Origin of the sequence: Pseudomonas frederiksbergensis (genome assembly GCF_035751725.1) — a bacterium.
GTDB lineage: Bacteria > Pseudomonadota > Gammaproteobacteria > Pseudomonadales > Pseudomonadaceae > Aquipseudomonas > Aquipseudomonas frederiksbergensis_A.
This window is the reverse complement of record NZ_CP142104.1, coordinates 5,134,592-5,159,482: the sequence shown is the minus strand read 5'-3', so window position 1 is coordinate 5,159,482 and position 24,891 is coordinate 5,134,592. Positions and strand designations below refer to the sequence as shown.

Below are 24,891 nucleotides of genomic sequence, written 5' to 3'. Positions count from 1 at the left end.
CCCGGGCAGTTTCCATTAGCGATTTCGAGAGACGGATGAACATCACCACCTTTGCCAAACGCCTTTGCCTGCTAGTCCCGCTGCTCCTCTCACCAGCCGCGTTCGCGGTCGAGATGATGCCGGCGCCCCCTCAATTGGCCGCCAAATCCTTTGTGCTCATGGATGCCAGCAGCGGCGAGGTGCTGGTAGAGAACAACGGTGACCAGCGTCTGCCACCGGCCAGCCTGACCAAGCTGATGACCGCCTATATCGCCACGCTGGAAATCCGTCGTGGCCAGATCGGCGAAAACGATCCGGTGACCGTCAGCGAAAACGCCTGGCGTACCGGCGGTTCGCGGATGTTCATCAAGGTCGGTTCGCAAGTGACCGTCAGCGACCTGCTGCACGGCATCATCATCCAGTCCGGTAACGACGCCAGCGTCGCCTTGGCCGAACACATTGCCGGCAGCGAAGACGCGTTCGCCGACATGATGAACAAGACCGTCGCCGACCTGGGCATGACCAACAGCCACTTCATGAACCCCACCGGCCTGCCGAACCCGGAGCACTATTCGTCGGCTCACGACATGGCGACCCTGGCCCGGGCAATCATTCATGAAGACCCGGCGCACTACGCCATCTACTCCCAGAAGGAATTCTTCTGGAACGGCATCAAGCAACCCAACCGCAATCTGCTGCTGTGGCGCGACAAGACAGTCGACGGCCTGAAGACCGGCCACACCGAGGAAGCCGGCTATTGCATGGTGTCGTCGGCTGTTCGTGACGGCATGCGCCTGATTGCCGTGGTCTTCGGCACCAACAGCGAAGTGGCCCGCGCCGCCGAGACCCAGAAGCTGCTGACCTACGGTTTCCGCTTCTTCGAAACCCAGACCTTCTACCAGAAGGGCACCGAACTGGCCCAGGCCCAGGTCTGGAAAGGCTCGACCAACCAGGTCAAGGCCGGCCTGGCCCAAGACCTGACCATGACCTTGCCTAAAGGCCAGCTCAAGAAGCTCGCCGCCAGCATGACCATGAACCCGCAACTGACCGCGCCGATCGCCAAGGGCGACGTGATCGGTAAAGTCGAAGTCAAACTGGACGACAAAGTGGTGCACAGCGCCGACCTGATCGCGCTGGACGCGGTCGAGGAAGGTGGTATTTTCCGCCGCATGTGGGATAGCATCCGTCTATTCTTCTACGGCTTGTTCAACTGATTTCAAGTGTTGACCTGCATGGCCCCGTTCCTTTGCGGCACGGGGCCATGTTCGTTACCACGACTTGCGAGGCCGTTACGCCATGACAGATTCCGAAGTAAAGGCGCCAAAGATCGAATTTCCTTGCGAGGACTACCCGATCAAAGTTATCGGCGACACAGGTGTGGGCTTCAAGGACAAGATCATCGCGATCCTTGAAAAACACGCCACCGTTGACCACAAGACCCTGGCCGAGCGCCAGAGCACCAACGGCAAGTACACGACCATCCAGTTGCACATCATTGCCACCGGCCAGGAACAGCTCTACGACATCAACAGCGATCTGCGAGCGACCGGTTTCGTGCACATGGTGTTGTGATGGCTGGCACGCTGGGCTTTCGCGAGCTGGGCACGATGGCTTACGAGCCGGTCTGGCATGCCATGCAACGCTTCACGAACGAACGCGGTACTACCGCCGACGATGAAGTCTGGCTGGTGGAGCACCCGCCGGTGTTTACCCAGGGCCAGGCCGGCAAGGCCGAGCATCTGTTATTGCCTGGCGACATCCCGGTGGTGAAGGTCGACCGGGGAGGGCAGGTGACTTACCATGGGCCCGGACAACTGGTTGCCTACCTGCTGCTGGATGTGCGCAAGCTGGGATTCGGCGTGCGTGAGCTGGTCACCCGCATGGAAACATGCCTGATCGAACTGCTCGCCAGCTACGGGGTAGGCGCGGCGGCCAAGCCCGATGCGCCGGGCGTTTACGTCGATGGGGCGAAAATTGCCTCCCTTGGATTACGTATCCGCCATGGCTGTTCATTTCACGGCCTGGCGCTGAACGTGGACATGAATCTTGAGCCGTTTCGACGGATTAATCCCTGTGGCTACGCAGGGCTGGCGATGACCCAGCTGCGCGATCACACAGGATCGATTGAATTTGCCGAGGTAAGTGCCCGGCTGCGCGCGCAGCTCGTCAAACACCTCGACTATGCTGAGCAGACGACCCTCACGGGCGGAATCGACTGATATGACTACTGATGCAGTGCAAACCATGATCCCGACGCTGGACGTCACCGAACGTCCGGCCCCGCGTGCCAAGGTAGAGGCCGGCGTCAAGCTGCGCGGCGCCGAGAAGGTTGCACGCATCCCGGTCAAGATCATCCCGACCACCGAACTGCCGAAGAAACCCGACTGGATCCGCGTGCGCATCCCGGTTTCCCCGGAAGTCGACCGCATCAAGGCGCTGCTGCGCAAGCACAAGCTGCACAGCGTCTGCGAAGAAGCCTCCTGCCCGAACCTGGGCGAATGCTTCTCCGGCGGCACTGCCACGTTCATGATCATGGGCGACATCTGCACCCGTCGCTGCCCGTTCTGCGACGTCGGCCACGGCCGTCCGAAGCCATTGGACGCCAACGAGCCGCAAAGCCTGGCCATCGCCATCGCCGACCTGAAGCTCAAGTACGTGGTCATCACCTCGGTGGATCGCGACGACCTGCGTGACGGTGGTGCCCAGCACTTCGCCGACTGCATCCGCGAGATCCGCAAGCTGTCGCCGAACGTGCAGCTGGAAACCCTGGTGCCCGATTACCGTGGCCGCATGGACATCGCCCTGGAAATCACCGCGGCCGAGCCGCCGGATGTATTCAACCACAACCTGGAAACCGTGCCACGCCTGTACAAGGCCGCGCGTCCGGGTTCGGACTACCAGTGGTCGTTGACCTTGCTCCAGCGTTTCAAGCAGATGATGCCGCACATTCCGACCAAGTCCGGCTTGATGCTGGGCTTGGGTGAGACCGATGAGGAAGTCATCGAGGTCATGAAGCGCATGCGTGAACATGACATCGACATGCTGACCTTGGGCCAATATCTGCAGCCTTCCCGTAGTCACTTGCCGGTGCAGCGGTTTGTGCACCCGGATACCTTTGCCTGGTTTGCAGAGGAGGGGTACAAGATGGGGTTCAAGAACGTGGCTTCGGGGCCGTTGGTGCGGTCTTCGTATCATGCTGATGAGCAGGCTAAGTTGGTCAAGGCTGAGTTGCTCGGGTCCTGATTTTTTAGCGTTGGTTTTTGGGGTGGTGTGTATATCCGTTTCTTCGGTAACGGCTACTTTTGGTTCCGCCCTTACGGCGGGTCACTTTTGAAAAGCGCAAAAGTAACCAAAACGCTCTTGCCCCACCACTCGGTGCCTCGCCTAGGCTCGGCATGCCCTCACTCCGGCATTGCTCCGTGGGCCCGCCGCGAAGGGCCATCCATGGCCCAGCGCGGCTATCCCGGCATCCATGCCGGGATACCCACTCCACAATGCCTGCGTTCGGCCATCGTGGTTAACGGGGCGCCCCAGATCAAGATCAAAAGCCAAAGCGAGGCGGCCTTAGAGCCGACCTGGTTTTTGGTGGGACCGCGTTACTCCTGTGGGAGCGGTGCTTGCTCGCGATAGCGGTGGCGCAGCCACCTAGATATTGGACATACCCCCGTTTTTGCTTTGTTTTGCTTTGGATCTTGATCTTGATCTGGACGCCCCGTTAAACCACGCTGGCCGAACGCAGGCATTGCGTAGTGGGCATCCCGGCATGGATGCCGGGATAGCCGCGCTGGGCCATGGAGGGCCCTTCGCGGCGGCCCACGGAGCAATGCCGGAGTGAGGGCACACCGAGCCTAGGCGAGGTGCCGAGTGGTGGGGCAAAGCGCTTTTGGTTACTTTTGGCGCTCTTCCAAAAGTGACCCGCTGTAAGAGCGGAACCGCCAGCCGCCGCTACAAAAAAAACGGATATACACACGATCACACGATCACACGATCAAAAAAAGCCGGGAACCCCATGGTCCTAACCCCACACCACCCCGTCCCAGCACTCCCGAAAGAAGGCCTGATCGGAGTGATCGCCCCCGCCGGCCCCGCCCCCCTGGACACCGAAAAAGCCACCCAATGGATGCGCGCAAGGGGCCACGAACTGCGAGTCTTCCCAGGCGTCTACGAAAAAGACGGCTACCTCGCCGGCAGCGACGACACACGCCTCAACGACCTGCACACAGCCTTCGCCGACCCAGAAATCAAAGCCATCATCTGCCTGCGCGGCGGTTACGGCACCCCCCGGCTGCTGGATCGCATCGACTTCGACCTCATACGCCGCAACCCCAAGCCATTCGTAGGCTACAGCGACATCACCGCCCTGCACCTGGCCATCAGCCGCTACGCAGGCTTCGTAACCTTCCACGGACCGCTGCTCAACGCTGACCTCCTCGGCGACAAGGAACCCCCAACCGTCACCTCGTTCTTCAGCCTGCTACGTGGGCAGGTGAAAGCCGGCAGCCTGCTGAGCCACCCCGCCGCCTACCCGTTGGTCACCGTCGAGCCAGGCATCGCCCACGGACGCCTGCAGGGCGGCAACCTCTCGATGATCGCCGCGACGATGGGCACGCCTTATCAGATCGACGCCGAAGGGGTGATCCTGTTCATCGAAGACGTTAACGAACCGCTGTATCGCATCGATCGACTGCTGACCCAATTGCGCCTGGCCGGCACCTTGGCGAAATTGCGCGGGGTCTTGGTAGGTGATGTGGCCGGGGTGGATCTTGAGGCGTTGAATCGGTTGCTCAAGCAGACCTTCGCGCCATTGCGCATTCCGGTGCTGTCCGGCTGGCGCAGTGGACACTGTGACCCGAACCTGACCTTGCCCATGGGGGCGTTGGTGACGCTGGATGCGGGGGAGAAGCGGTTGGTGTTGGATCAGGATGTGGTGGTCGGTCGCTAGTCTTTAGCGTCTGCACATCCGTCATCGCGAGCAAGCTCTGCCACAGGCTGACTGGGAACCCTGTGGAAGCGAGCCTGCTCGCGAAAGCGGTAGCCGCCTTGCGGCAATTCAACGGTTACGCAACGCCTCCAGCAACTTGTGCGTCGGATACCCGTCCGCCGGCCAGCCAAACGACTGCTGGGCGCTGCGGATCGCCTTGCGGGTGTTGGCGCCGATGATGCCGTCGGGGTTGCCTGCGTCGTAGTTGTGCTTGCCCAGCAGGGTTTGCAATTCGATGCGTTCGCTGCGGCTCAGGGGCAGGTCGTCTTTGGGCCATGAGCCGTCGATCAGCCCGGCGCCACTGAAACGCTCCGACAACAGGCTGACCGCCAGCGCATACGATGAAGAGTTGTTGTACTTGAGGATTGCGCGGAAGTTGTCAAGCACCAGGAACGCCGGTCCGCGATACCCCGCAGGTAATAGCAGGGCCGCCGATAGTTGCTCGGAGCCGGCCGGTGGCTGGGCGCCGTTGGGCAGGCTCACCCCCAGTTGCAGCCATTCGGAGACGGGCTTGCGAATCGTGCCGTCGGCCAGCGGATAGTTGAAACCTTCCTTCAGCCGCACTTCGAACCCCCACGGCTGGCCACGCTGCCAGCCGGAGCTCTGCAAGTAATGCGCGGTCGAGGCCAGGGCGTCGGTAGAGCTGCCCCAGATGTCGCGGCGCCCATCACCGTCGAAGTCCACTGCATGGGTGTTGTACGTGGTGGGAATGAACTGGGTCTGGCCCATGGCACCGGCCCAGGAGCCGAGCATTTTTTCCGGGGTGATATCGCCCTGTTGCAGGATCTGCAGCGCGGCGATCAGTTGTGCATTGGCAAAGCCCGGACGCCGTCCTTCGTAGGCCAGGGTCGCCAGGGAGTTGATCACCGACTTGGTGCCCTGGAACTGGCCGAAGTTGCTCTCCATCCCCCACACCGCGACCAGCGCCTGGCGGTCGACGCCATAGCGTTGTTCGATGCTTTGCAGGATCTCGGCGTGTTGCTGGACCAGCGCCTGGCCCTTGCGTACCCGCAGGGGTGACAGTGCGCCGTCGAGGTATTCCCACACCGGCCGGGTGAATTCAGGTTGGCTGCGATCAGCCTTGATCACGCTCATGTCCGGGCTGACGCCGATAAATGCACGGTCGAACAGGTCGGCGCGAATCCCGGCGGCCAGTGCCTGTTTGCGAAACCCGGCCTGCCATTCGGCAAAGGTCTGGGTGGGCGCGATGGCAAGGTCATCCCCGGTGGGTATGACAGGCGGCACGATCGCTGGCGCTGTCACGACGGGAGCGGTCTGGAGCGGCTGGGCGTCGGCGGCGGTGGGTTTTTCGGCGCAGGCGACAAGCAGGACAATGCTTGTGGCGGCAATCAATTGGCGCAAGGGCCAACCACGAGGAAGACAAAAGGGCATTCACGGGTCCAGAAAATCAAATCAGATGCTGACCTTAACATGCGAAAGGGCTGTAGGGCTTGTCCGGGTGTTTCAGGCCGCCAGAAAGCAAGAAGCCTCCCAGTTGTCAGACTGGAAGGCTTCGCGGCGGTAGCTGCCTTTGCCCTTGGCGGGCCGTTCCTGGCGGCTGCGGAACAGGGGTTGGGCGACGATGGACTTGGCCTTGTTGGGGCCATGCCTGGATGGCTTTTTGCTCATGATTCAATCTCTCTTGGGGATGGTTTTCGCGAGGCAAATAATGGGACAGGACTGGGGATTTGTCCAGTCCCTGGGTCGTGCAGGATATGTCATCTGAATGGAGAACTTTTTGTGGCGAGGGAGCAAGCTATCTCGTCACGGGTGCCGGGTCATTCGGCGGGTAATGGCAGCCGTTGACCGGCCATCAACAGCGACAACCGACTGAGGCTCATCCACGGCGAGCCGGCGGCCTGGCCCTTGATCTGCGCGTCGATACGCTGGGCTTCCAGTAGCAATTGCGCCCAGCGCGATGCGGAATACCGCTGGAGGGCCTTGCTCATCAGCGGTTTGCGCTTGTCCCACACCGGAGGGCGAGCCTGGCTGAAGGCCTTGTCCAGCGGTACGCCTTGGCTGTATTGCAGCGACAGGTTCGCCAACAAACGCAACTCCCGAGCCAGGGCCCAGAGGATCACTGGTGGCTCGACGCCTTCGCCCCGCAGGCCTTCGAGCATGCGCAGGGCATGGGCGGCTTCGCCGTTGAGGATTGCGTCGGTCAGCCCGAAGACATCGAAGCGGGCGCTGTCGGCCACGGCGGCCTGGACAGTTTCCACGGTGATCTGCCCGCCCTCGGCCATCAGCTTGAGCTTTTCGACTTCCTGGGCGGCGGCCAACAGGTTGCCTTCGACCCGGGCGGCAATCAGCTCGACCGCATCCTGGCTGGCCGAGAGGCCGGCCTGGGACAGGCGCTGGCGAATCCAGCTCGGCAACTGGCTGACGTCCACCGGCCAGATCTGCACGAACTGGGTTTGTGGGCCTTCGACCAGCGCCTTGCCCCATTTGGTTTTCTGCGCGCTGCCGTCGAGTTTCGGCAGGCTGATGAGCAGCACCGTGTCTTCGGCGGGCCGCGAGCAATATTCGATCAGTGCGGCGGCGCCTTTGTCACCGGGTTTGCCCGAGGGCAAGCGCAGTTCCAGCAGGCGTTTTTCGGCGAACAGCGACATGCTTGCCCCGGCCTGCAACAACGTGCCCCAGTCGAAACTGGCGTCGGCGGCGAACACTTGGCGCTCGTCGAAACCCTGCTGGCGCGCAGCGGAGCGAATCGCGTCGGCGGCTTCCTGGCACAGCAACGGGTCATCGCCGCTGATGATGTAGACCGGCGCGAGGGCGCCTTGCAGATGTTTGCCGAGTTGTGCGGGGGCCAGTTTCATAGGGCGCTGTTCAGGAGAGAAGGCAAGCGGGGCGCCGGAGCGCCCCCGCAAGGCTTATTGGGCAGGGATTTGCATCGGCGACTGCTGCGGGGTTTCCGCCTCAGCCTTGCGTGCCGCTTCCAGCGCCTCGGCCTCTGCCTTGGCACGGGCGTCGGCGGTCTGTTGCAGTTGGTCCAGTTGGGCCGGGCTCAGCTGTTGCAGGCGCAGCATCATGCGCTGCACGAGTTCACGGCGCATTTCGCCACGCACTTCGACAGACTCCTGGTCGGAACCGGTGATGTTGTTGCCGTCATGCAGGTAGACCTTCTGCACCTGAAGCTTGTCGTTCAGCAGCGACAGGTCGTTGTGACCGCGAATCTCGTAGTTCAGGACGTTGGTCAGCTCATACTCGGCCGAGCGACCAGCGCCGGCATAGCTGAGGCTGCGCTGGCTCTGCTGTTCGCTCGCCAACACCAGCTTGTACGGCGCGCCGGTGTAGACCTTCACGCCGCTGTTCTCCAGCGTCTGGCGCAGCATTTTCACGGTATCGCCGTAGGCGTCGCGTGCGCTGAGGTCCAGTTCCTTGATCGCCAGCTCGGTGGTGCCGGTGCCGCGCAGTTGGAAGCCGCAGGCGCTCAACAGGACGGCCAGGCCCACTACCAGCAGATTACGTTTGATCATCTTGTTGCTCCCCTTGAACCCTATGGGGGTCGACCACGCGACCCCGCAGGTTGTATTCGGCGCCAGGCTCGAGCCTGGCGCCCGATCCAATTAGCTTGCGACGATGTTGACCAGCTTGCCGGGCACGACGATCACTTTGCGAATCGTCAGGCCATCGACAAAGCGCAGCACGTTTTCGTTGGCCCGTGCAGCGGCTTCGACTTCCTCGCGAGTGGCGGCGGCCGGCATTTCGATCTGCCCGCGCAGCTTGCCGTTGACCTGGATGACCAGGGTCAGGCTGTCCTGCACCAGCGCGCTCTCGTCCACCAGCGGCCAGCGGGCGTCGATCACCGGGTCGGCGTGACCCAGTCGATTCCACAGCTCGTGGCTGATGTGCGGCGTGATCGGAGCCAGCAGCAGCGTCACGGCTTCCAGGCCTTCGTGAATCAGTGCGCGATCCTGCTCGGTGCCTTGGGCAGCTTTCTCCAGCACGTTCATCAGCGTCATCACCTGGGCGATGGCAGTGTTGAATTTGTGGTTCTGGCCGACGTCATGGCTGGCCTGCTTGATGGCCAGGTGGATCGAACGACGCACGGCTTTCTGCTCGTCGTTCAGGCTGGTGACGTCCAGTTTGCCCGGCAGGCCCTGGGTGACGTGGGCTTGCGCCAGGCGCCAGACGCGCTTGAGGAAGCGGTGCGAGCCTTCTACGCCCGAGTCGGACCATTCCGCGCTCATGTCGGGTGGCGAGGCGAACATCATGAACAGGCGGCAGGTGTCCGCGCCGAACTGGTCGATCATCGACTGTGGGTCGACGCCGTTGTTCTTCGACTTGGCCATTTTCTCGGTGCCGCCGATTTCCACCGGCAGGCCGTCGGCGATCAGCTTGGCGCTGATGACCTTGGCCTTGCTGTCGCGTTCGAGTTCGACGTCGCTCGGGTTGAACCAGGTGTAGGCACCGTTGGCTTCGCGACGATAGTAAGTCTCGGCGATCACCATGCCTTGGGTCAGCAGGTTCTTGAACGGCTCGTTGGAGCTCACCAGGCCTTCGTCGCGCATCAGCTTGTGGAAGAAGCGCGCGTAGAGCAGATGCAGAATGGCGTGTTCGATGCCGCCGATGTACTGATCCACCGGCAACCAGTGGTCAGCCGCCGATTTTTCCACCAGGCCACCTTCAAAGTGTGGCGAGGCATAGCGTGCGTAATACCAGGAGGACTCGACGAAGGTGTCCATGGTGTCGGTTTCACGCTTGGCCGGTGCGCCGCATTTCGGGCAACTGCACTCGTAGAACTCGGGCATGCGTGCCAGGGGCGAACCGGCGCCGTCGGGTACGACGTCTTCCGGCAGGACCACCGGCAGTTGGTCTTCCGGCACCGGTACGTCACCGCAGGTGTCGCAATGCACGATCGGGATCGGGCAGCCCCAGTAGCGCTGGCGGCTGATGCCCCAGTCGCGCAGGCGGAACTGGGTACGCGAGGCGCCGAGGTTCTTCTTGATCAGGGCCACTTCGATGGCATCGAACGCGCCGGGGAAATCCAGGCCGTTGAACTCACCGGAATTGATCAGCTCGCCGTGTTCGCCATAGGCGTCCTGCCAAGGTGCCGGGGTCTGGTCTCCGGCGCTGGTGCGCACGACCGGTTTGACCGGCAGGTTGTACTTGTGGGCGAATTCGAAATCACGCTCGTCGTGGGCCGGCACGGCCATCACGGCGCCGTCGCCATAGTGCATCAGCACGTAGTTGGCGACCCACACCGGCAGTTTCTCGCCGGTGAGCGGGTGCTCGACGAACAGCGAAGTCGGCAGGCCTTTCTTCTCTTGGGTGGCGACGTCGGCTTCGGCGACGCTGCCGCCCTTGCATTCGGCGATGAACGCCTGCAGCTCGGGGTTGTTCTGTGCCGCCAGGGTCGCCAGCGGGTGCTCGGCAGCGACGGCCACGTAGGTGGCGCCCATCAGTGTGTCGGGGCGGGTGGTGAAGACTTTCAGGGTGCCGGCTTCGCCGATGGAGGCGACGTCGTACGGGAACTGCACTTCCATGCCCCGGGACTTGCCGATCCAGTTGCGCTGCATGGTCTTGACCTGCTCGGGCCAGCCGGTCAGTTCGTCGAGACTCTCCAGGAGTTCATCCGCGTAGGCGGTGATCTTGAAGTAGTACATCGGGATCTCGCGCTTTTCGATCAGCGCGCCGGAGCGCCAGCCGCGACCGTCGATCACCTGCTCGTTGGCCAGCACGGTCTGGTCCACCGGGTCCCAGTTCACGGTGCCGTTCTTGCGGTAGATCACGCCTTTTTCGAACAAGCGGGTGAACAGCCACTGTTCCCAGCGGTAGTAGTCGGGCTTGCAGGTGGTCACTTCGCGGGACCAGTCCACCGCCAGGCCCAGGCTGCGCAGCTGGGTCTTCATGTAGGCGATGTTTTCGTAGGTCCACTTGGCGGGCGCCACGTTGTTCTTCATCGCGGCGTTTTCCGCCGGCATGCCGAAGGCGTCCCAACCCATGGGTTGCAGGACGTTCTTGCCTTGCATGCGCTGGTAGCGGGAGATCACGTCGCCGATGGTGTAGTTGCGCACGTGCCCCATGTGTAGCTTGCCGCTGGGGTAAGGGAACATCGACAGGCAGTAGTATGTCTCCTTGCCTGGCTGTTCACTGACTTCAAAGGACTTTTGCTCGTCCCAGAACGACTGGGCGGCGGCTTCGATTTCACGGGGCTGGTAGTGTTCGTGCATGGCTACTTTTGTACTGAATGGGGTGGCCCAATCCTCTTCGTTGCCATGCTGGACGCTGATGACGCCGAATGCGGCGTTTTCGATGCCCAGCCAAGCTGGAAGTGGAGTTACAGGAAGCGCCGTAGCATACATGACCGCGCTCTGCCGAGGGAAACCCTGATTGCTGCCGGACCCTCGCGAAGCTTGCGCCACACCCGTGGCGACGACGGGCGTCCAGGGCCGTTGGTCGCGGCGTCCTGCCGGTTTGCCCAGCGAAGCTAAGCTTCTCAATGGGGAGTGAGTCTTATCTTCAATGAGGTGAGGGATGGTTGAATCACAACGAAAAGTCGCTACACCTGAGTTATATGAAAAACTGATCGATCGTCTCGGGGTGGCCCTGGACGCTGCAAGAACCGCCGGTCGCTTGCGTGATGAACGTCCGGCAGAGCTGGAGCTACGCGGCCTGAGCCCCGCAGAGTTCGAACTGGTCAAGGCCTACCTGGAGCAGGTCGGGCACCAGGCCCCCGCAATCGGGCCCCAGGCAAACAAGCGTCTCGATGCGCCCCGTTCGGCCAAGGTTGTATGGCTCAAGGACCGGACGCCTGATAAGGATGCTGTAAAGGTCCGGTCACTGCAGTTCAAGTAGAGCCGGATTCACGCGTGTCGCTTTTTTTTGATTCGAGATTTTTAGAATCTGTTGTCGCCTTTCGGCAACCCACCTAGGCTTCGGGCATCTATGGAGATGCCCGATGCCATTTCGCTATTTCATCAAACAACTTTTATTGCCGCCCGGCATTCTTTTGTTGCTGCTGGCGCTCGCCTGGTGGTGGCGCAACTCACGGCCGCGCCTGGCCCGCTGGTGTTTTGCCGTGGGGCTGGGTGGTTTCTGGTTGATGAGCCTGCCGGTGATGGTGCAATGGAGCGCCAAGGCATTGGAGCGTGAACCGCCCCTGCTGCCTGGAGAATGGACGACCCTGGCCCAGCGTGCCGATGCCATTGTGGTGCTGGGTTCCGGTCGTGAGCGCGGCGACCTGGCCTGGGGCGCCGACCAGCCCACCGGCATCGGCCTGGAGCGACAGCGTTACGCGGCGCGGCTGGCCAAGGCGTCCGGGCTGCCGGTGCTCACCAGCGGCGGCTTGCACTACGGAACCCCGCCCAGCGAGGCGAAGCTGATGGCCGACTCGATGTTCGATGATTTCGGCGTGACCGTGCGTTGGCAGGAAGAGCGTAGCCGCACCACGTGGGAAAACGCCCAGATGAGCGCCGAGATCCTGCTGCCCGCAGGTATCAAGCGAGTCGTGGTGGTCACCCAGGCTTGGCACATGTCGCGGGCGGTTTGGAGTTTCGAGCGTTCGGGTTTTGAAGTGGTGCCGGCGCCTGTCGGGTTCCTGGGTCAGGACAACGCCCGGCCACTGGGTGGCTGGATGCCGGAGTTCAAGGCGATCTGGCAATCCGGGCAGTTGATGAACGAGGCGGCGGGGCTGGTGGGGTATTGGTTTTTCTATCGCTGACACACCGCGTGGAGCGAAGTGATAGCTGTTGTGGCGAGGGAGCAAGCTCCCTCGCCACAGGGTTTTCATTCACATGGGGAACGAGTTAAACCGTCTTGGCCATCCGGCTCGCCACCAACGCCCAGCCCAGCAGCAACACGCACAGGACGATCAGCGGCCACGAGCGCCATTGCAGGTACGGCGTCAGTTCGTGCATCGGCACCACTTCGCCATAGAGAATGCCGCGTTGGAACTGTGGGATCTGTGCGGTGATCTGGCCGAAGGGGTTGATCAGGCCGGTCACGCCATTGTTGGTGGCGCGAATCATCCAGCGGCCGGCCTCCAAGGCGCGCATCTGGGCCATTTGCAGGTGCTGCAGCGGGCCGATCGAGGTGCCGAACCAGGTGTCGTTGCTGATGGTCAGCAGCAGGTCGCTTCTCGCTGAGAGACTGGCGGCGAATTCCGGGTACACCACTTCATAACAAATGAACGGCGCGATCTGGTAACCCTTGGCCTGGAGCAATGGCTGGTCAGCCGGGCCACGGGCGAAATCCGACATCGGCAGGTCGAAAAAGGCAATCAGCCCACGCAGCAGATCCTGCAATGGCACGTATTCGCCGAAAGGCACCAGCTTTTGCTTCAGGTAAGTGCCGTCACCTTCGCCGGTCACGGTGATGCCATTGAAGTAGCGTTTTTCGTGGCGCACTTCCTGGCGAATCGGTACGCCAGTGATCAGCGCTGAACGCCGCTCGGCGGCGAAACTGCCCATCATGTCCAGGTAGCCCTGGGCCGATTCCTTTAAGACCGGCACGGCGGTTTCCGGCCAGACCAGCAGATCGACGCGCTTGGAGGTGAAACTCATGTCGCGATACAGCGCCAGTTGCGCGTTGAGCTGCTCGGGATCCCACTTCATGCTTTGTTCGATGTTGCCCTGGATCGCCGCGACACTCAGCGGATCGCCCGAAGGGCTGGTCCAGGCGTGTCCTTTGAGCGCGATGCCGGCCGCCCATGGGCCGATCAGCAACGCCACGCCCGCGACGATAAAGGCCTTGCGTCCGGAACGCAGCAACCGGGGCGCGTTGTAGAGCAATGCGGCGGTCAGGGCCAGTGTGAAGGAAATCAGCCACATACCTCCCAGCGGCGCGAGGCCGGCGAGCGGGCCGTCGAGCTGGCTGTAGCCGGAGTAAAGCCAAGGGAAACCTGTCAGGAACCAGCCACGAAACGCTTCCTGGCCCAACCACAGCGCGGCGAAGGCCAGGGCATCGGCCAATGGCGCCTCGTTACGGCGCAACCAGCGCGCCCAGAGCCAGGCGGGCAGGGCGAAGAACCAGGCGATGGCGGCGATGAACAGCAGCATCAAGAAGCCGGCGAGCAGCACCGAGGCGCCGCCGAAGTTATGGATGCTGACGTAGATCCAACTGGTGCCGGCGCCAAACAGGCCAAAACCGAAGCACCAGCCACGACCCAAGGCCTGGCGCGGTGAAAGCTCACGCAGCCCGGCATAGAACAACCCGACCGCCAGCAATGCCAGCGGCCAGATGTCAAAGGGCGCCAGGGCCAGGGTGGTGATCGCGCCAGCCACCACGGCCAGCAGGTTACCGGGCCAGCCGGGGCGGGTTATCCAGCGCATTTTTGTCCTTAGCGGGTCTTGAAAGGGTTATCGGCCAATGGGTGACAGGCGCAGCAGATGGATCCGGCGGCTGTCGGCATTCAGGATGCGGAAGCGCCAGGAGCCGATCTCCGTCGTTTCATTGCGCTTGGGCAGGTGGCCGAAAGCACTCATCACCAGGCCGCCGACGGTGTCGAACTCATCATCGGAGAATTCGCTGTCGAAGAACTCGTTGAAGTTTTCGATCGGCGTCAGGGCCTTGATCAGGAAATCACCGCTGGGCAGTGGCTTGATGTAGCTGTCTTCCTCGACATCGTGCTCGTCCTCGATGTCGCCGACGATCTGTTCGAGCACGTCTTCAATGGTGACCAGCCCGGCCACGCCGCCGTATTCGTCGATGACGATGGCCATGTGGTTGTGGTTGGCGCGGAATTCACGCAACAGCACGTTCAGGCGCTTCGACTCGGGCACGAACGTGGCCGGACGCAGCAAATCCTTGATGTTGAAGCTGTCGCCGTTCTCCTGGAGGATCAGCGGCAGCAGGTCCTTGGCCAGCAGCACGCCCATGACATCGTCATGGCTCTCGCCAACGACCGGATAGCGCGAGTGAGCGGAGTCGACCACGGCGGGCAGGAATTCGCGGGGAGTCTGGGTCGCCTTGATGCTGACCATCTGCGAGCGCGGGACCATGATGTCGCGCACTTGCAGGTCAGCCACCTGGATGGCGCCTTCGACGATGGCCAGCGCTTCGCTGTCCAGCAATTTGTTCTGGTGTGCATCGCGCAGCAGCTCCAGCAGCTCCTGGCGGTTTTTCGGCTCATGGGCAAAAGCCTGGGTGAGCTTGCCCAGCCATGACTTCTGCCCGTTGGTCGATCGATCTTCGCTCATAGCGATTACTCTGAATCCTTTGTCGTTACAGTTGATGTATCAGTGTTCGTCGCCGGCATACGGGTCGGGATGACCCAGCTCGGCAAGCAACGTTCGTTCCAGTGCTTCCATCTCTTCGGCTTCGTCATCTTCTATATGGTCGTAACCCAGCAGATGCAAGCAGCCGTGAATCACCAGATGGGCCCAGTGGGCCTCGGGGGCCTTGTCTTGTTCCGCCGCTTCGCGCTCCACCACCGGGACGCAGATCACCAGGTCGCCCAGCAGCGGTATGTCGAGCAGTTCATCGGGTACGTCGGCGGGAAAGGACAACACGTTGGTGGCGTAGTCCTTCTGCCGCCAGGTGTGGTTCAGCTCCCGGCCTTCGGCTTCGTCCACCAGGCGGATCGTCAGCTCCGAGTCGGCGCTGCGCTGGCGCAGGGCCAGTTCGCACCATTGGCGGAACTGCGCTTCGCTGGGGGCGGGGTGTTCGCAGGCCACTTGCAAGTCGAGTTCAAGCATTGTGGCGATTGCCTTTGCTTTCGGCCGAATTTTCATCGGCGCGCTGCTCGAAACGCTCGTAGGCTTCGACAATGCGCTGCACCAATGGATGGCGCACGACGTCCTTGGGCATGAAGTGCGTGAAACTGATGCCTGGCACGTCCTTGAGGACCTGGATTACATGGTTGAGCCCGGACTTGGTGCCTCGGGGCAGGTCGACCTGGGTGATGTCCCCGGTGATGACAGCGGTGGAGCCGAAGCCGATCCGGGTCAGGAACATCTTCATCTGCTCGACGGTGGTGTTCTGGCTTTCGTCGAGGATGATGAAGCTGTTGTTCAGGGTCCGGCCGCGCATGTAGGCCAGCGGCGCGACTTCGATGACCTGGCGCTCGATCAGCTTGGCGACGTATTCGAAGCCGAGCATTTCATACAGCGCGTCGTAGAGCGGGCGCAGGTATGGGTCGATCTTCTGGGTCAGGTCGCCGGGCAGGAAGCCGAGTTTTTCACCGGCTTCGACGGCGGGGCGCACCAGCAGGATGCGGCGAACCTGTTCACGCTCCAGCGCATCGACGGCGCAAGCCACGGCCAGGTAGGTCTTGCCGGTACCGGCCGGGCCGATGCCGAAGTTGATGTCGTTGCCGAGGATTTCCTTCACGTAGCGCTGCTGATTCAAGCCGCGAGGGCGAATCATGCCTTTTTTCGTGCGCAGGGCCACGGCAGGTTCCGCTGGGGCGTGGTTGTCGAGCTCTTCGACCGCCGATTCCTGCAGGAACAGGTGGACCATGTCCGGAGACAGCTCGCTCGCCTTGGTTTCCCGATAGAGACGGCGCAGCAGGTTTTCCGCGGAGGTGGTGTGCTTGGGGTCGCCGATCAGTTCGAACTGGTTTCCGCGGTTGCGGATCTCGATGGCCAGGCGCTGTTCGATCAAGCGCAGGTGCTCGTCGAATTGCCCGCACAGATTGGCGAAGCGGCGAGCCTCAAAGGGCTCGAGAATGAAACGATGTGGTTCGATGGGTGCGTTCAAGGTCGTTTTTAGCCGCCCAGGGGCAATTAAGATGAAATCAAGGATAACGCCAGTAGGCTGGGTGCGAAAGGTCTTAAGCAGGCGAATCTGATCACAGGGCTTGGCACGATTCACTGTGGGGGCGCGCTTGCTCGCGATGGGGGCCACACATCCAACATGGATATTGGCTGTGATACCGCCTTCGCGAGCAAGCCCGCCCGCAGGGGATTGTGTTGTTACTGGACCAGCGAACCCCGCAGGGAGTGCGGCTGCGCGGCGTCGATGTGCACGTCGGCGAACTGGCCGATCAGGGCCGGGGTGTCGCAGCGGAAGTTGACGATGCGGTTGTTTTCCGTGCGGCCCTGCAGTTCGCCCGGGTCTTTTTTCGAATAGTCAGTCACCAGGATCCGCTGGACGGAGCCGACCATTTGTCGGCTGATCTCGAAACCTTGCTGGTTCAGACGATGCTGCAAGGCGTTGAGTCGTTCCTTTTTGACTTCTTCCGGGGTCTCGTCCGCGAGATCGGCTGCCGGCGTGCCGGGGCGTTGGCTGTAGACGAAGGAATAGGAAAAATCGAAGCCCACGTCTTCGATCAGCTTCATGGTCTGCTGGAAGTCTTTCTCTGTTTCGCCGGGGAAACCGACGATGAAGTCCGAGCTGATGCAGATCCCAGGCACTGCCGCGCGCAACTTGCGCAGCTTGGATTTGTACTCCAATGCCGTGTGGTTGCGCTTCATGGCCGCAAGGATCCGGTCGGAACCCGATTGCACTGGCAGGTGCAGGTGCTTGACCAGCTCGGGGACTTCGGCGTGGGCCTGGATCAGGCTGTCGGAGAACTCCAGCGGATGAGACGTGGTATAGCGGATGCGGTCGATGCCATCCACCGCCGCCACCACGCGGATCAGCTCGGCGAGGTCCGCCAGGCGCCCATCATGGGTCAGGCCGCGATAGCCGTTGACGTTCTGCCCCAGCAGGGTCACTTCACGCACGCCGTTTTCCGCCAGGTGGATGATCTCGGCGATCACATCATCGAACGGCCGGCTGACTTCTTCGCCGCGGGTATAGGGCACCACGCAGAAGGTGCAGTACTTGCTGCAGCCTTCCATCACCGACACATAGGCGCTGGGGCCGTCGATGCGCGGCTCGGGCAGGTGGTCGAACTTTTCGATTTCAGGGAACGAAACGTCGACTTGCGGCAACTTGGTCACGCGCGCGGCGTCGATCATCTCGAGCAGGCGGTGCAGGGTTTGCGGGCCGAAGACAACGTCCACGTAGGGCGCACGATCACGGATGGCGGCGCCTTCCTGGCTGGCGACGCAGCCGCCGACCGCGATGACCATCTCCGGGTTGGCGAGCTTCAGTTCACGCCAGCGGCCGAGCTGGGAATACACCCGGTCCTGGGCGCGCTCGCGGATCGAGCAGGTGTTGAGCAGGATCACGTCCGCGTCTTCGGCGCGGGCGGTAACTTCCAGGGCCTGGTGTTCGCCCAGCAGATCGACCATGCGCGAGCTGTCGTACTCGTTCATCTGGCAACCGTGGGTTTCGATATAAAGCTTCTTGGCCATGGACGGGGTCATCACGTGATTCAAAGAACCGCGCATTATAGGCAACAAGTCCCCCAGTTCCTACCGCTGTGCGAGCAGTGGCTATGCTATAGTTCGCGCCCTCATTTTTACCCGCCGATGTGTTTCGCCAGCCATGACCAAACGTGAAGCTCCAATCTACAAGGTGATTTTCCTCAACCAGGGCCAGGTGTTCGAAATGTACGCCAAGCAGATCTATCAGAGTGATCTGTGGGGTTTCCTGGAAGTGGAAGAATTCGTCTTTGGCGAGCGCACGCAAGTGGTCGTCGACCCGAGCGAAGAAAAGCTCAAGGCGCAGTTCGAAGGCGTGGTGCGCAGCTTCGTGCCGATGCATTCGATTGTGCGCATCGATGAAGTCGAGCGCCTGGGCACGCCGAAAATCAGCGAAGCCCGCGGCGCGGTCGGCAATGTGATGCCGTTTCCGATGCCGATGCCCGAGAAGTAAACCTGTCGATAAGTTGAGCGCAGCCCCTGTGGCGAGGGAGCAAGCTTCCTCGCCACAGGGGCCGCAGTGAATTCAGGGCAGCGGCGAGAAGGGCGTACGCCCGTCGGCGTTCTGCAATTCCATCAGGTACTTGCGAAAGATCTGCCCCAGCACCTGGGTGGCCACTTCCAACTCATCCCGGGGCATCTGCTCGGCGACCTCGTCGGCGGTGTCCAGGGCTTCTTCGGCACCATTGACCGCCGCCATCTTCAACACGATGTAGGCCTGGACATTGTTGGCCGGTACACCTTCACCATGGAAGAACATGCCGCCGAGCTTGAATTGCGCCTGGGCATGGCCTTGCAGCGAGGCTTTTTCGAAGTAGTTGAGGGCTTGCTTGAGGTCGCGGGGCGCCGCCTTGCCGTCGTAGTAGAACTCGCCCAACTCGTATTGCGCTTGCGCGTCGCCCGCGTCGGCCGCTTTTTGACAGGCGTCGAGTGCCGGTGCGAGATCTTGTGGCTGGGTGTTGAGGGTGCAACGGCCCATCGCCGGGATCAACAACGAGTTACCGCCTGCCTGTGCATGAACGAGCAGGGGCTGAAGGAGCAACAGGCAGCCCAAGGCAAGGGTGCGGCCGGTGCGGTTCATGGGAATCGACTTACCTCTGAGGGGCGCGTGGATCCTCCGGGGGATCCAATAAGCGCGCATTATGAAATAAGCGGGGCCATCCTTACAAAGTCTTTACTCGTTTTTCTACTGCAAAGGAACCGCAGCGACGGTTTGTTGGGCAGATCTGTAAGAAAAGGCAGGGTAGGCCATGGCCAATAACTGACGCTGGTGTCAGCCAACGTCAGTTATCCACAGGCTTATTTCAGCGCCGCGAAGGCGCGTTCAGCTGCGTCGAGGGTGATCTTCAGTTCCGCCTCTCCATGGGCAATGGAAGTGAAGCCGGCTTCGAACGCGCTTGGTGCCAGGTAGACGCCGCCTTCGAGCATCAAGTGGAAGAAGCGCTTGAAGCGGTCGGCGTCGCTGGCCATCACGTCGTCGAAGGTCACGATGTCATCGGCACCGCTGAAGTACAGGCCGAACATGCCGCCGGCCTGGGTGGTGACGAACGGAATGCCTGCCGCATCGGCACGCACTTGCAAGCCATCGAGCAGGCGCGTGGTGAAGTCGGTCAGTTCGGCGTGGAAGCCCGGGCGGCTGATCAGGCGCAGGGTGGTCAGGCCGGCGGCCATCGCCAACGGGTTGCCCGACAGCGTGCCGGCCTGGTAGACCGGGCCCAGTGGCGCAATGCATTCCATGATCGCGCGCTTGCCGCCGAAGCAGCCGACCGGCATGCCGCCGCCGATGATCTTGCCGAAGGTGCTCAAATCCGGCGTCACGCCGTAATGGGCCTGGGCGCCGCCGAGGGCGACGCGGAAGCCGGTCATCACTTCGTCGAAAATCAACACCACGCCATGCTGGTCGCACAGGCTGCGCAGGCCTTCGAGGAAACCCGGCGCCGGCGGCACGCAGTTCATGTTGCCGGCCACCGGCTCGACGATGATGCACGCCACTTCCTGGCCGACTTCGCCGAGCATCTTCTCGACTTCTTCAAGATCGTTGAACGGCAATGTCAGCGTGTGTTTGGCGAACGCCGCCGGCACGCCCGCGGAGCTTGGCACGCCTTGGGTCAACGCGCCGGAACCGGCCTTGACCAGCAGGCTGTCGGAATGGCCGTGGTAGCAGCCTTCGAACTTGATGATGCTGTCGCGGCCGGTGTAGCCGCGGGCCAGGCGGATCGCACTCATGGTCGCTTCGGTGCCGGAGCTGACCATGCGCACCATTTCCATCGACGGCACGATGGAGCAGACAAGGTCCGCCATCTCGGTTTCCATCGCGGTCGGGGCGCCGTAGGACAGGCCGTGTTCCAACTGCTTGCGCACGGCATCCAGCACGTCCGGATGGCTGTGGCCCAGGATCATCGGGCCCCACGAGCCCACGTAGTCAACGTAGCGCTTGTCGTCTTCGTCGGTGACGTAGGCGCCTTCGGCATGCTTGAAGAACAACGGGGTGCCGCCGACGCTCTTGAACGCACGAACGGGCGAGTTCACGCCGCCGGGGATGTGTTTCTGGGCGTTGGCAAACAGGGTTTCGGAACGGGACATGGCAGGGCTCTCGAAAACGGAAAATGACTATTTGATGTGCAGCAGGTCGTTGAAGGCGCGGGCGCGGCGCGTCACGTCAGCGGTGCTGTCGGCGCCGAACAGGCCGTGGACCACCGCAAGCAGGTCGACCCCGTGGGCCACCAGCGGGGCGGCATTTTCCAGGGTGATGCCGCCGATGGCGCAAATCGGTACATGCAGTTTGATGCGGGCCTGTTCGAGCAGTTCAAGGTTTGCGCTGGGCGCCCCGGGCTTGGTGCTGGAGTTGAAAAAGCGCCCGAACGCGACGTAGCTGGCGCCTTCGTTGACGGCCTGTTCGGCCAGCTCCAGGCTGGCGTGGCAAGTGGAGCCGACGATTGCCTTGTGGCCCAGCAACGCCCGCACCGGCGCCAGCGGGCCATCGGTCTGGCCGAGGTGGACACCGACGCCAAGGCGCGCGGCCAATTCGGCGTCGTCGTTGATGATCAGTTGGGTCTTGTAGCGCTCGCACAAGTTGCGCAGTGCTTCGGCTTCGCGCAGGCGCCGGGCCTCGTCGCTGCTTTTATCGCGGTACTGCAGCAGGGTCACGCCACCTTCCAGTGCGGCTTCGACATACGCGAGGAACTTGCCGGCCAGCAGTTGGCTGTCGGTCACGGCATAAAGGCCACGTAATTTCATTCCACAGCTCCTGTGCTACGAGCAGAAATCCAGCGGCAGGCGACGCGGTACGAACTGGCCTTTGCCCAGTTGTTCGGCATCGCGCAGGGTGCGCCAGGTATAGTCCAGCGCTGTCTTGACCGCGCTGGCGAGCTGTTCGCCCTGGGCCAGCCGGCCGGCGATGGCGCTGGCGAGGGTGCAGCCGGAGCCGTGATAGCTGCCGGGCAAGCGCTGGCAGGTGAACGTCTCGCGGTGTCCGTCGCGGCTGTACAGGCGATTATGGACTTCATGCTCGTCGCCGTGGCCGCCGGTGATCAGCAGGTGCTTGACGAAGGGCAGCAATTTTTCTGCGCATTCATCGGCGCTGCCTTCGGGCAACTCGGCGAGGATGCGCGCTTCGGGCAGGTTAGGCGTGGCGATGATAGCCAAGGGCAGCAGGCGTTCGCGCATGGCGTAGCCAACTTCATCCTTGCCCAGCCGTCCGCCGCCGCCGGCACGCAACACTGGGTCGCAGACCATCGGCAGCTGTGGGTGCGCCTGGAGCAACTCGACCACCGTGTCGACCATTTCCAATGAGCCGAGCATCCCTAGCTTGACCGCCGCGACGGGCGAATCGTTGAGCACGGCATTGGCTTGCGCCAGCACCCACTCGCGATCGAGCACCCGGAAATCGCTGACGTTGACCGTGTCTTGCACGGTTAGCGCGGTAACGGCCGGGGCGGCGTGACATCCCTGGGCGAGCAGGGCTTCGATATCTGCCTGCAAGCCGGCGCCACCACTTGGGTCGTGGCCGGAGAGACAGAGGACAACGGGGCGAGAGCTGTAGATATTCATGGTGCGCGAGCTTATCACCAAACCTCTTTTATCGGTGATCGGGCGCAGAGGGATTTGCTGGCGATTATTTTTGTGGTCCGCCGGTTGGCAACTTGACCAAAGCAACAGCTCTATCTCAATGCTTGGCGCTGAGACGCCCGTCCTAGAGCCTTTTGTCGGAAAAATTTCCGTGGTGCAAATTGGCCATCAACGGCTATGCTACTGATGGATCCAACCAATAACAGGTAATGCCGGTTTTACGTCTACTCAGGGAATGGGGGGCTTCCTGACTCAACCGGACAGGCCACGCTGGGGCTTAAATGCGCTATTTGCTGATGTTGCTGCTGTGCTTGTCCCCCTTGGCAAGTGCGCTCGAATTTGATGACTCTACCCAAAACCTGCCTTTGGGCCATGCATTGCAGGTCTTTGAGGATGCCAGCGGCACGGCCTCCATCGATGAAGTCCTGGCCCAGGCCGCGGCCGGTCGTTTCAAACCCCATGACAAAGCCACGCTCAATGCCGGTTACTCACGGTCGGCATTCTGGTTGAAAGTGGATCTGCATTATCGTCCGGCCAATCCCGACGCCCAGCGAACCTGGTTGCTGGAACTGGCGTATCCGCCGCTGGATCACTTGGACTTGTACTTGGCCGACGGCAGCGGGGCGTATCGCCTGGTTCGCCAGACGGGCGATGCACTGCCGTTTGCCAGCCGCGAGGTTCGCCAGAACAATTACCTGTTCAGCCTGGATTTCCAACCGGGACAACGCCAGGTCGTGTATCTGCGGCTGCAGAGCCAGGGCTCGATCCAGGCGCCGTTGACGCTGTGGTCGAGCACCGCGTACTTGGAGCAGCAGCCGGTGCGCCTGTATGTGTTGGGAACCATTTATGGCGTGTTGCTGGGGATGCTGGTCTATAACCTGTTCATTTACTTGAGCGTGCGCGACACCAGCTACCTGTATTACATCTTCTATATCGCCTCGTTCGGCCTGTATCAGTTGTCGGTCAACGGCGCCGCGGTGGAGTATTTCTGGCCGGACAATCCGTGGTGGGCCAACGCTGCGACGCCATTCTTCATCGGCTGCGCGGGGCTGTTCGGCAGCCAGTTCGCCCGCAGCTTCCTGCAAACCGCGCAATACAGTCGTTGGGTCGATCGAGTATTGCTTGTGCTGATTGCCTACAGCGCCGTGGTGGTGGGGCTGTCGCTGATGACCAGCTATGCCCTGGCGCTACGCCTGGCGACAGCGTTGGCCCTGGTGTTTACCGTGGTGATCTTTGGCGCCGGGCTGTTCGCCTGGTGGCGTGGCCTGCGGGTCGCGCGTTATTTCATCATTGCCTGGTCGGCGTTCCTGCTGGGAGGCATCGTCAACACGATGATGGTGTTGGGTTACCTGCCGAACATTTTCCTGACCATGTACGCCAGCCAGATCGGCTCAGCCATCGAAGTGGCGCTGTTGTCCCTCGCCCTGGCGGATCGCATCAACGCGATGCGCGAGCAGCAAGCCCAGACGCTGTTCGACGCCGGCCAGAAACTCGAAGTGCTCAACCAGCAATTGGCCCAGGGCAACAAACTCAAGGATGAATTCCTCGCCACCCTGACCCACGAGTTGCGCACGCCAATGAACGGTGTGATTGGCTCTCTGGAGTTGATGGAAACCGTCGAGATGGACGCGGAACTCACCCAGTATCAACAGACGGCGGCCGGTTCGGCGCGGGACATGATGCGCATGGTCAACGGTATGCTCACGCTCACCGAGTTGCAGGCCGGCAAGCTCAAGGTCTACCCGGCGCCGTTCAGCCTGCGCGGTGTGATTGACGCCTTGCAGGTGCAGTTCGGTGCCAACGCGGTTGCCAAGGGCCTGGATTTCAAGGTCGACATTGGCCCCGGCCTGGCGGATCGATTGGTCGGTGATAGCGGTAAACTGGCCCAGTGCCTGGAATGCCTATTGGACAACGCCATCAAGTTCACCCGCTCGGGTGGCGTTGCGCTGCGGGTCAGCGGGCGGCCGTCGGAGCTGGATCGTCTGGTGCTGTCATTCGCCGTGATCGATACCGGCATCGGTTTCACCGATCTGGGCGAGGCGACGTTGTACCAGCGCTTCTTCCAGCTCGATGGCTCGATGACGCGCGAATACGGCGGCCTTGGCGTGGGCTTGGCGATCTGTCGCCAGTTGGTCGAACTGCTCGGCGGGCGCCTGACCCATATTTCCGAGCCGAGGCGCGGCAGCCGTTTCCAGCTCGACGTGGAATTCGACATCGCGTTGCCAATGGCCATCTCGACGCCATTTTCCTTCAGCGGACGCCGGGATCCGCGCCAGCCCCAGGATTGCACGGTGCTGCTGGCGGACGACAACACCGTCGATCAGTTGGTCATGCGCGGCATGCTGCTGAAACTGGGCTATCGGGTGCGCACCGCCGACAACAGTCGAGCGGCCCTGGACCTGCTACAGGGCGACAGTTTTGACGCGGTGCTCCTCGATTGCCAGTCGGCGCCGCCGGACGGGGTTTCACTCTGCTGCCAGATCCGCGCGCTGTCCGGTTGCGAGGATTTGCCCCTGCTGGTGGTCAGCCCGAACATCGAGCAGGAGCGTTGCCCCTCCGGGGCCTTGGTCGATTATTTGAGCAAACCGGTGAAATTCGAAGTGCTCCAGGCGATTCTGCAGCGACGCGTGCTTTGTCCAAAACAGGGTGAAAGCGCCGATATTTAGGCGG

Annotated in this window: 23 protein-coding genes; 9 read left to right on the top strand and 14 right to left on the bottom strand. The window is 61.9% G+C overall.

Annotated features, from left to right (window positions below; all coding sequences use genetic code 11):
* Positions 1-35 precede the first annotated feature (35 nt).
* From VQ575_RS23135 to VQ575_RS23115, 5 genes are all read left to right on the top strand, one after another.
* Positions 36-1,193 carry a D-alanyl-D-alanine carboxypeptidase family protein gene (locus tag VQ575_RS23135; protein WP_039594321.1) on the top strand — a complete coding sequence of 386 codons (1,158 nt, stop codon included), beginning with the start codon at positions 36-38 and terminating at the stop codon, positions 1,191-1,193.
* 82 nt (positions 1,194-1,275) lie between these two features.
* On the top strand, positions 1,276-1,551 hold the full coding sequence (locus VQ575_RS23130) for a DUF493 domain-containing protein (protein ID WP_039594322.1): 276 nt from the start codon (positions 1,276-1,278) through the stop codon (positions 1,549-1,551).
* On the top strand, positions 1,551-2,198 hold the full coding sequence (gene lipB / locus VQ575_RS23125) for a lipoyl(octanoyl) transferase LipB (protein ID WP_039594323.1): 648 nt from the start codon (positions 1,551-1,553) through the stop codon (positions 2,196-2,198). The genes VQ575_RS23130 and lipB overlap by 1 nt, the downstream gene beginning before the upstream one ends.
* Before the next feature lies 1 nt (position 2,199).
* Positions 2,200-3,222 (top strand): lipoyl synthase, encoded by a 1,023-nt coding sequence (gene lipA / locus VQ575_RS23120; protein ID WP_039594324.1) that lies wholly within the window; start codon positions 2,200-2,202, stop codon positions 3,220-3,222.
* A gap of 766 nt (positions 3,223-3,988) precedes the next feature.
* Positions 3,989-4,921: a S66 peptidase family protein gene (locus VQ575_RS23115; RefSeq protein WP_325918482.1), complete on the top strand. Its 933-nt coding sequence runs from the start codon at positions 3,989-3,991 to the stop codon at positions 4,919-4,921.
* Between the two features lie 108 nt (positions 4,922-5,029).
* Here the strand turns inward: VQ575_RS23115 and VQ575_RS23110 are convergent, their stop codons facing one another.
* The 5 genes from VQ575_RS23110 to leuS form a co-directional block, all read right to left on the bottom strand.
* Positions 5,030-6,352, bottom strand: a complete 1,323-nt coding sequence (locus tag VQ575_RS23110; protein WP_325918481.1) for a lytic murein transglycosylase — start codon at positions 6,350-6,352, stop codon at positions 5,030-5,032.
* Positions 6,353-6,424: 72 nt separating this feature from the next.
* A complete protein-coding gene (gene arfA / locus VQ575_RS23105; protein WP_030140368.1) occupies positions 6,425-6,589 on the bottom strand; it encodes an alternative ribosome rescue factor ArfA in 165 nt (54 codons plus the stop codon).
* Positions 6,590-6,738: 149 nt separating this feature from the next.
* Positions 6,739-7,776, bottom strand: coding sequence for a DNA polymerase III subunit delta (gene holA / locus VQ575_RS23100; protein ID WP_039594066.1), 1,038 nt, complete (start codon positions 7,774-7,776; stop codon positions 6,739-6,741).
* A gap of 54 nt (positions 7,777-7,830) precedes the next feature.
* Positions 7,831-8,436, bottom strand: a complete 606-nt coding sequence (locus VQ575_RS23095) for an LPS-assembly lipoprotein LptE (protein ID WP_039594067.1) — start codon at positions 8,434-8,436, stop codon at positions 7,831-7,833.
* A 90-nt stretch (positions 8,437-8,526) separates the two neighbouring features.
* Positions 8,527-11,133 carry a leucine--tRNA ligase gene (leuS, locus tag VQ575_RS23090; RefSeq protein ID WP_039594126.1) on the bottom strand — a complete coding sequence of 869 codons (2,607 nt, stop codon included), beginning with the start codon at positions 11,131-11,133 and terminating at the stop codon, positions 8,527-8,529.
* A 304-nt stretch (positions 11,134-11,437) separates the two neighbouring features.
* Here leuS and VQ575_RS23085 point away from each other — a divergent pair, with 304 nt between their 5' ends.
* Positions 11,438-11,758, top strand: a complete 321-nt coding sequence (locus VQ575_RS23085; protein ID WP_039594068.1) for a hypothetical protein — start codon at positions 11,438-11,440, stop codon at positions 11,756-11,758.
* Between the two features lie 103 nt (positions 11,759-11,861).
* Positions 11,862-12,623: a YdcF family protein gene (locus VQ575_RS23080; protein WP_325918480.1), complete on the top strand. Its 762-nt coding sequence runs from the start codon at positions 11,862-11,864 to the stop codon at positions 12,621-12,623.
* An 85-nt stretch (positions 12,624-12,708) separates the two neighbouring features.
* Here the strand turns inward: VQ575_RS23080 and lnt are convergent, their stop codons facing one another.
* The 5 genes from lnt to miaB form a co-directional block, all read right to left on the bottom strand.
* Positions 12,709-14,232, bottom strand: coding sequence for an apolipoprotein N-acyltransferase (gene lnt / locus VQ575_RS23075; RefSeq protein ID WP_325918478.1), 1,524 nt, complete (start codon positions 14,230-14,232; stop codon positions 12,709-12,711).
* Positions 14,233-14,259: 27 nt separating this feature from the next.
* Positions 14,260-15,099 (bottom strand): HlyC/CorC family transporter, encoded by an 840-nt coding sequence (locus VQ575_RS23070; protein WP_039594071.1) that lies wholly within the window; start codon positions 15,097-15,099, stop codon positions 14,260-14,262.
* 39 nt (positions 15,100-15,138) lie between these two features.
* Entirely contained in the window at positions 15,139-15,597 is a 459-nt protein-coding gene (gene ybeY / locus VQ575_RS23065; protein WP_045157021.1) for an rRNA maturation RNase YbeY, read from the bottom strand.
* Positions 15,590-16,600, bottom strand: coding sequence for a PhoH family protein (locus tag VQ575_RS23060; RefSeq protein ID WP_039594073.1), 1,011 nt, complete (start codon positions 16,598-16,600; stop codon positions 15,590-15,592). The genes ybeY and VQ575_RS23060 overlap by 8 nt, the downstream gene beginning before the upstream one ends.
* 215 nt (positions 16,601-16,815) lie before the next feature.
* Positions 16,816-18,144 carry a tRNA (N6-isopentenyl adenosine(37)-C2)-methylthiotransferase MiaB gene (miaB, locus tag VQ575_RS23055; protein WP_325918477.1) on the bottom strand — a complete coding sequence of 443 codons (1,329 nt, stop codon included), beginning with the start codon at positions 18,142-18,144 and terminating at the stop codon, positions 16,816-16,818.
* Positions 18,145-18,277: 133 nt separating this feature from the next.
* Between miaB and VQ575_RS23050 the strand changes: the two genes are divergently transcribed.
* Entirely contained in the window at positions 18,278-18,607 is a 330-nt protein-coding gene (locus VQ575_RS23050) for a DUF1820 family protein (protein WP_003185742.1), read from the top strand.
* A gap of 72 nt (positions 18,608-18,679) precedes the next feature.
* On the opposite strand, the gene VQ575_RS23045 is transcribed toward VQ575_RS23050, so the two are convergent.
* From VQ575_RS23045 to VQ575_RS23030, 4 genes are all read right to left on the bottom strand, one after another.
* Positions 18,680-19,234 carry a tetratricopeptide repeat protein gene (locus tag VQ575_RS23045; RefSeq protein WP_039594075.1) on the bottom strand — a complete coding sequence of 185 codons (555 nt, stop codon included), beginning with the start codon at positions 19,232-19,234 and terminating at the stop codon, positions 18,680-18,682.
* A gap of 218 nt (positions 19,235-19,452) precedes the next feature.
* The gene (gene hemL / locus VQ575_RS23040; protein WP_039594076.1) at positions 19,453-20,736 is read right to left on the bottom strand and encodes a glutamate-1-semialdehyde 2,1-aminomutase; all 1,284 of its coding nucleotides are present in this window, start codon (positions 20,734-20,736) and stop codon (positions 19,453-19,455) included.
* Between the two features lie 27 nt (positions 20,737-20,763).
* Complete coding sequence (thiE, locus tag VQ575_RS23035; RefSeq protein WP_045157020.1) at positions 20,764-21,390, bottom strand: thiamine phosphate synthase; 627 nt, start codon at positions 21,388-21,390, stop codon at positions 20,764-20,766.
* Positions 21,391-21,405: 15 nt separating this feature from the next.
* Entirely contained in the window at positions 21,406-22,203 is a 798-nt protein-coding gene (locus VQ575_RS23030) for a hydroxymethylpyrimidine/phosphomethylpyrimidine kinase (protein ID WP_039594078.1), read from the bottom strand.
* Between the two features lie 299 nt (positions 22,204-22,502).
* Here VQ575_RS23030 and VQ575_RS23025 point away from each other — a divergent pair, with 299 nt between their 5' ends.
* Positions 22,503-24,887 (top strand): hybrid sensor histidine kinase/response regulator, encoded by a 2,385-nt coding sequence (locus VQ575_RS23025; protein ID WP_039594079.1) that lies wholly within the window; start codon positions 22,503-22,505, stop codon positions 24,885-24,887.
* Positions 24,888-24,891: the final 4 nt, after the last annotated feature.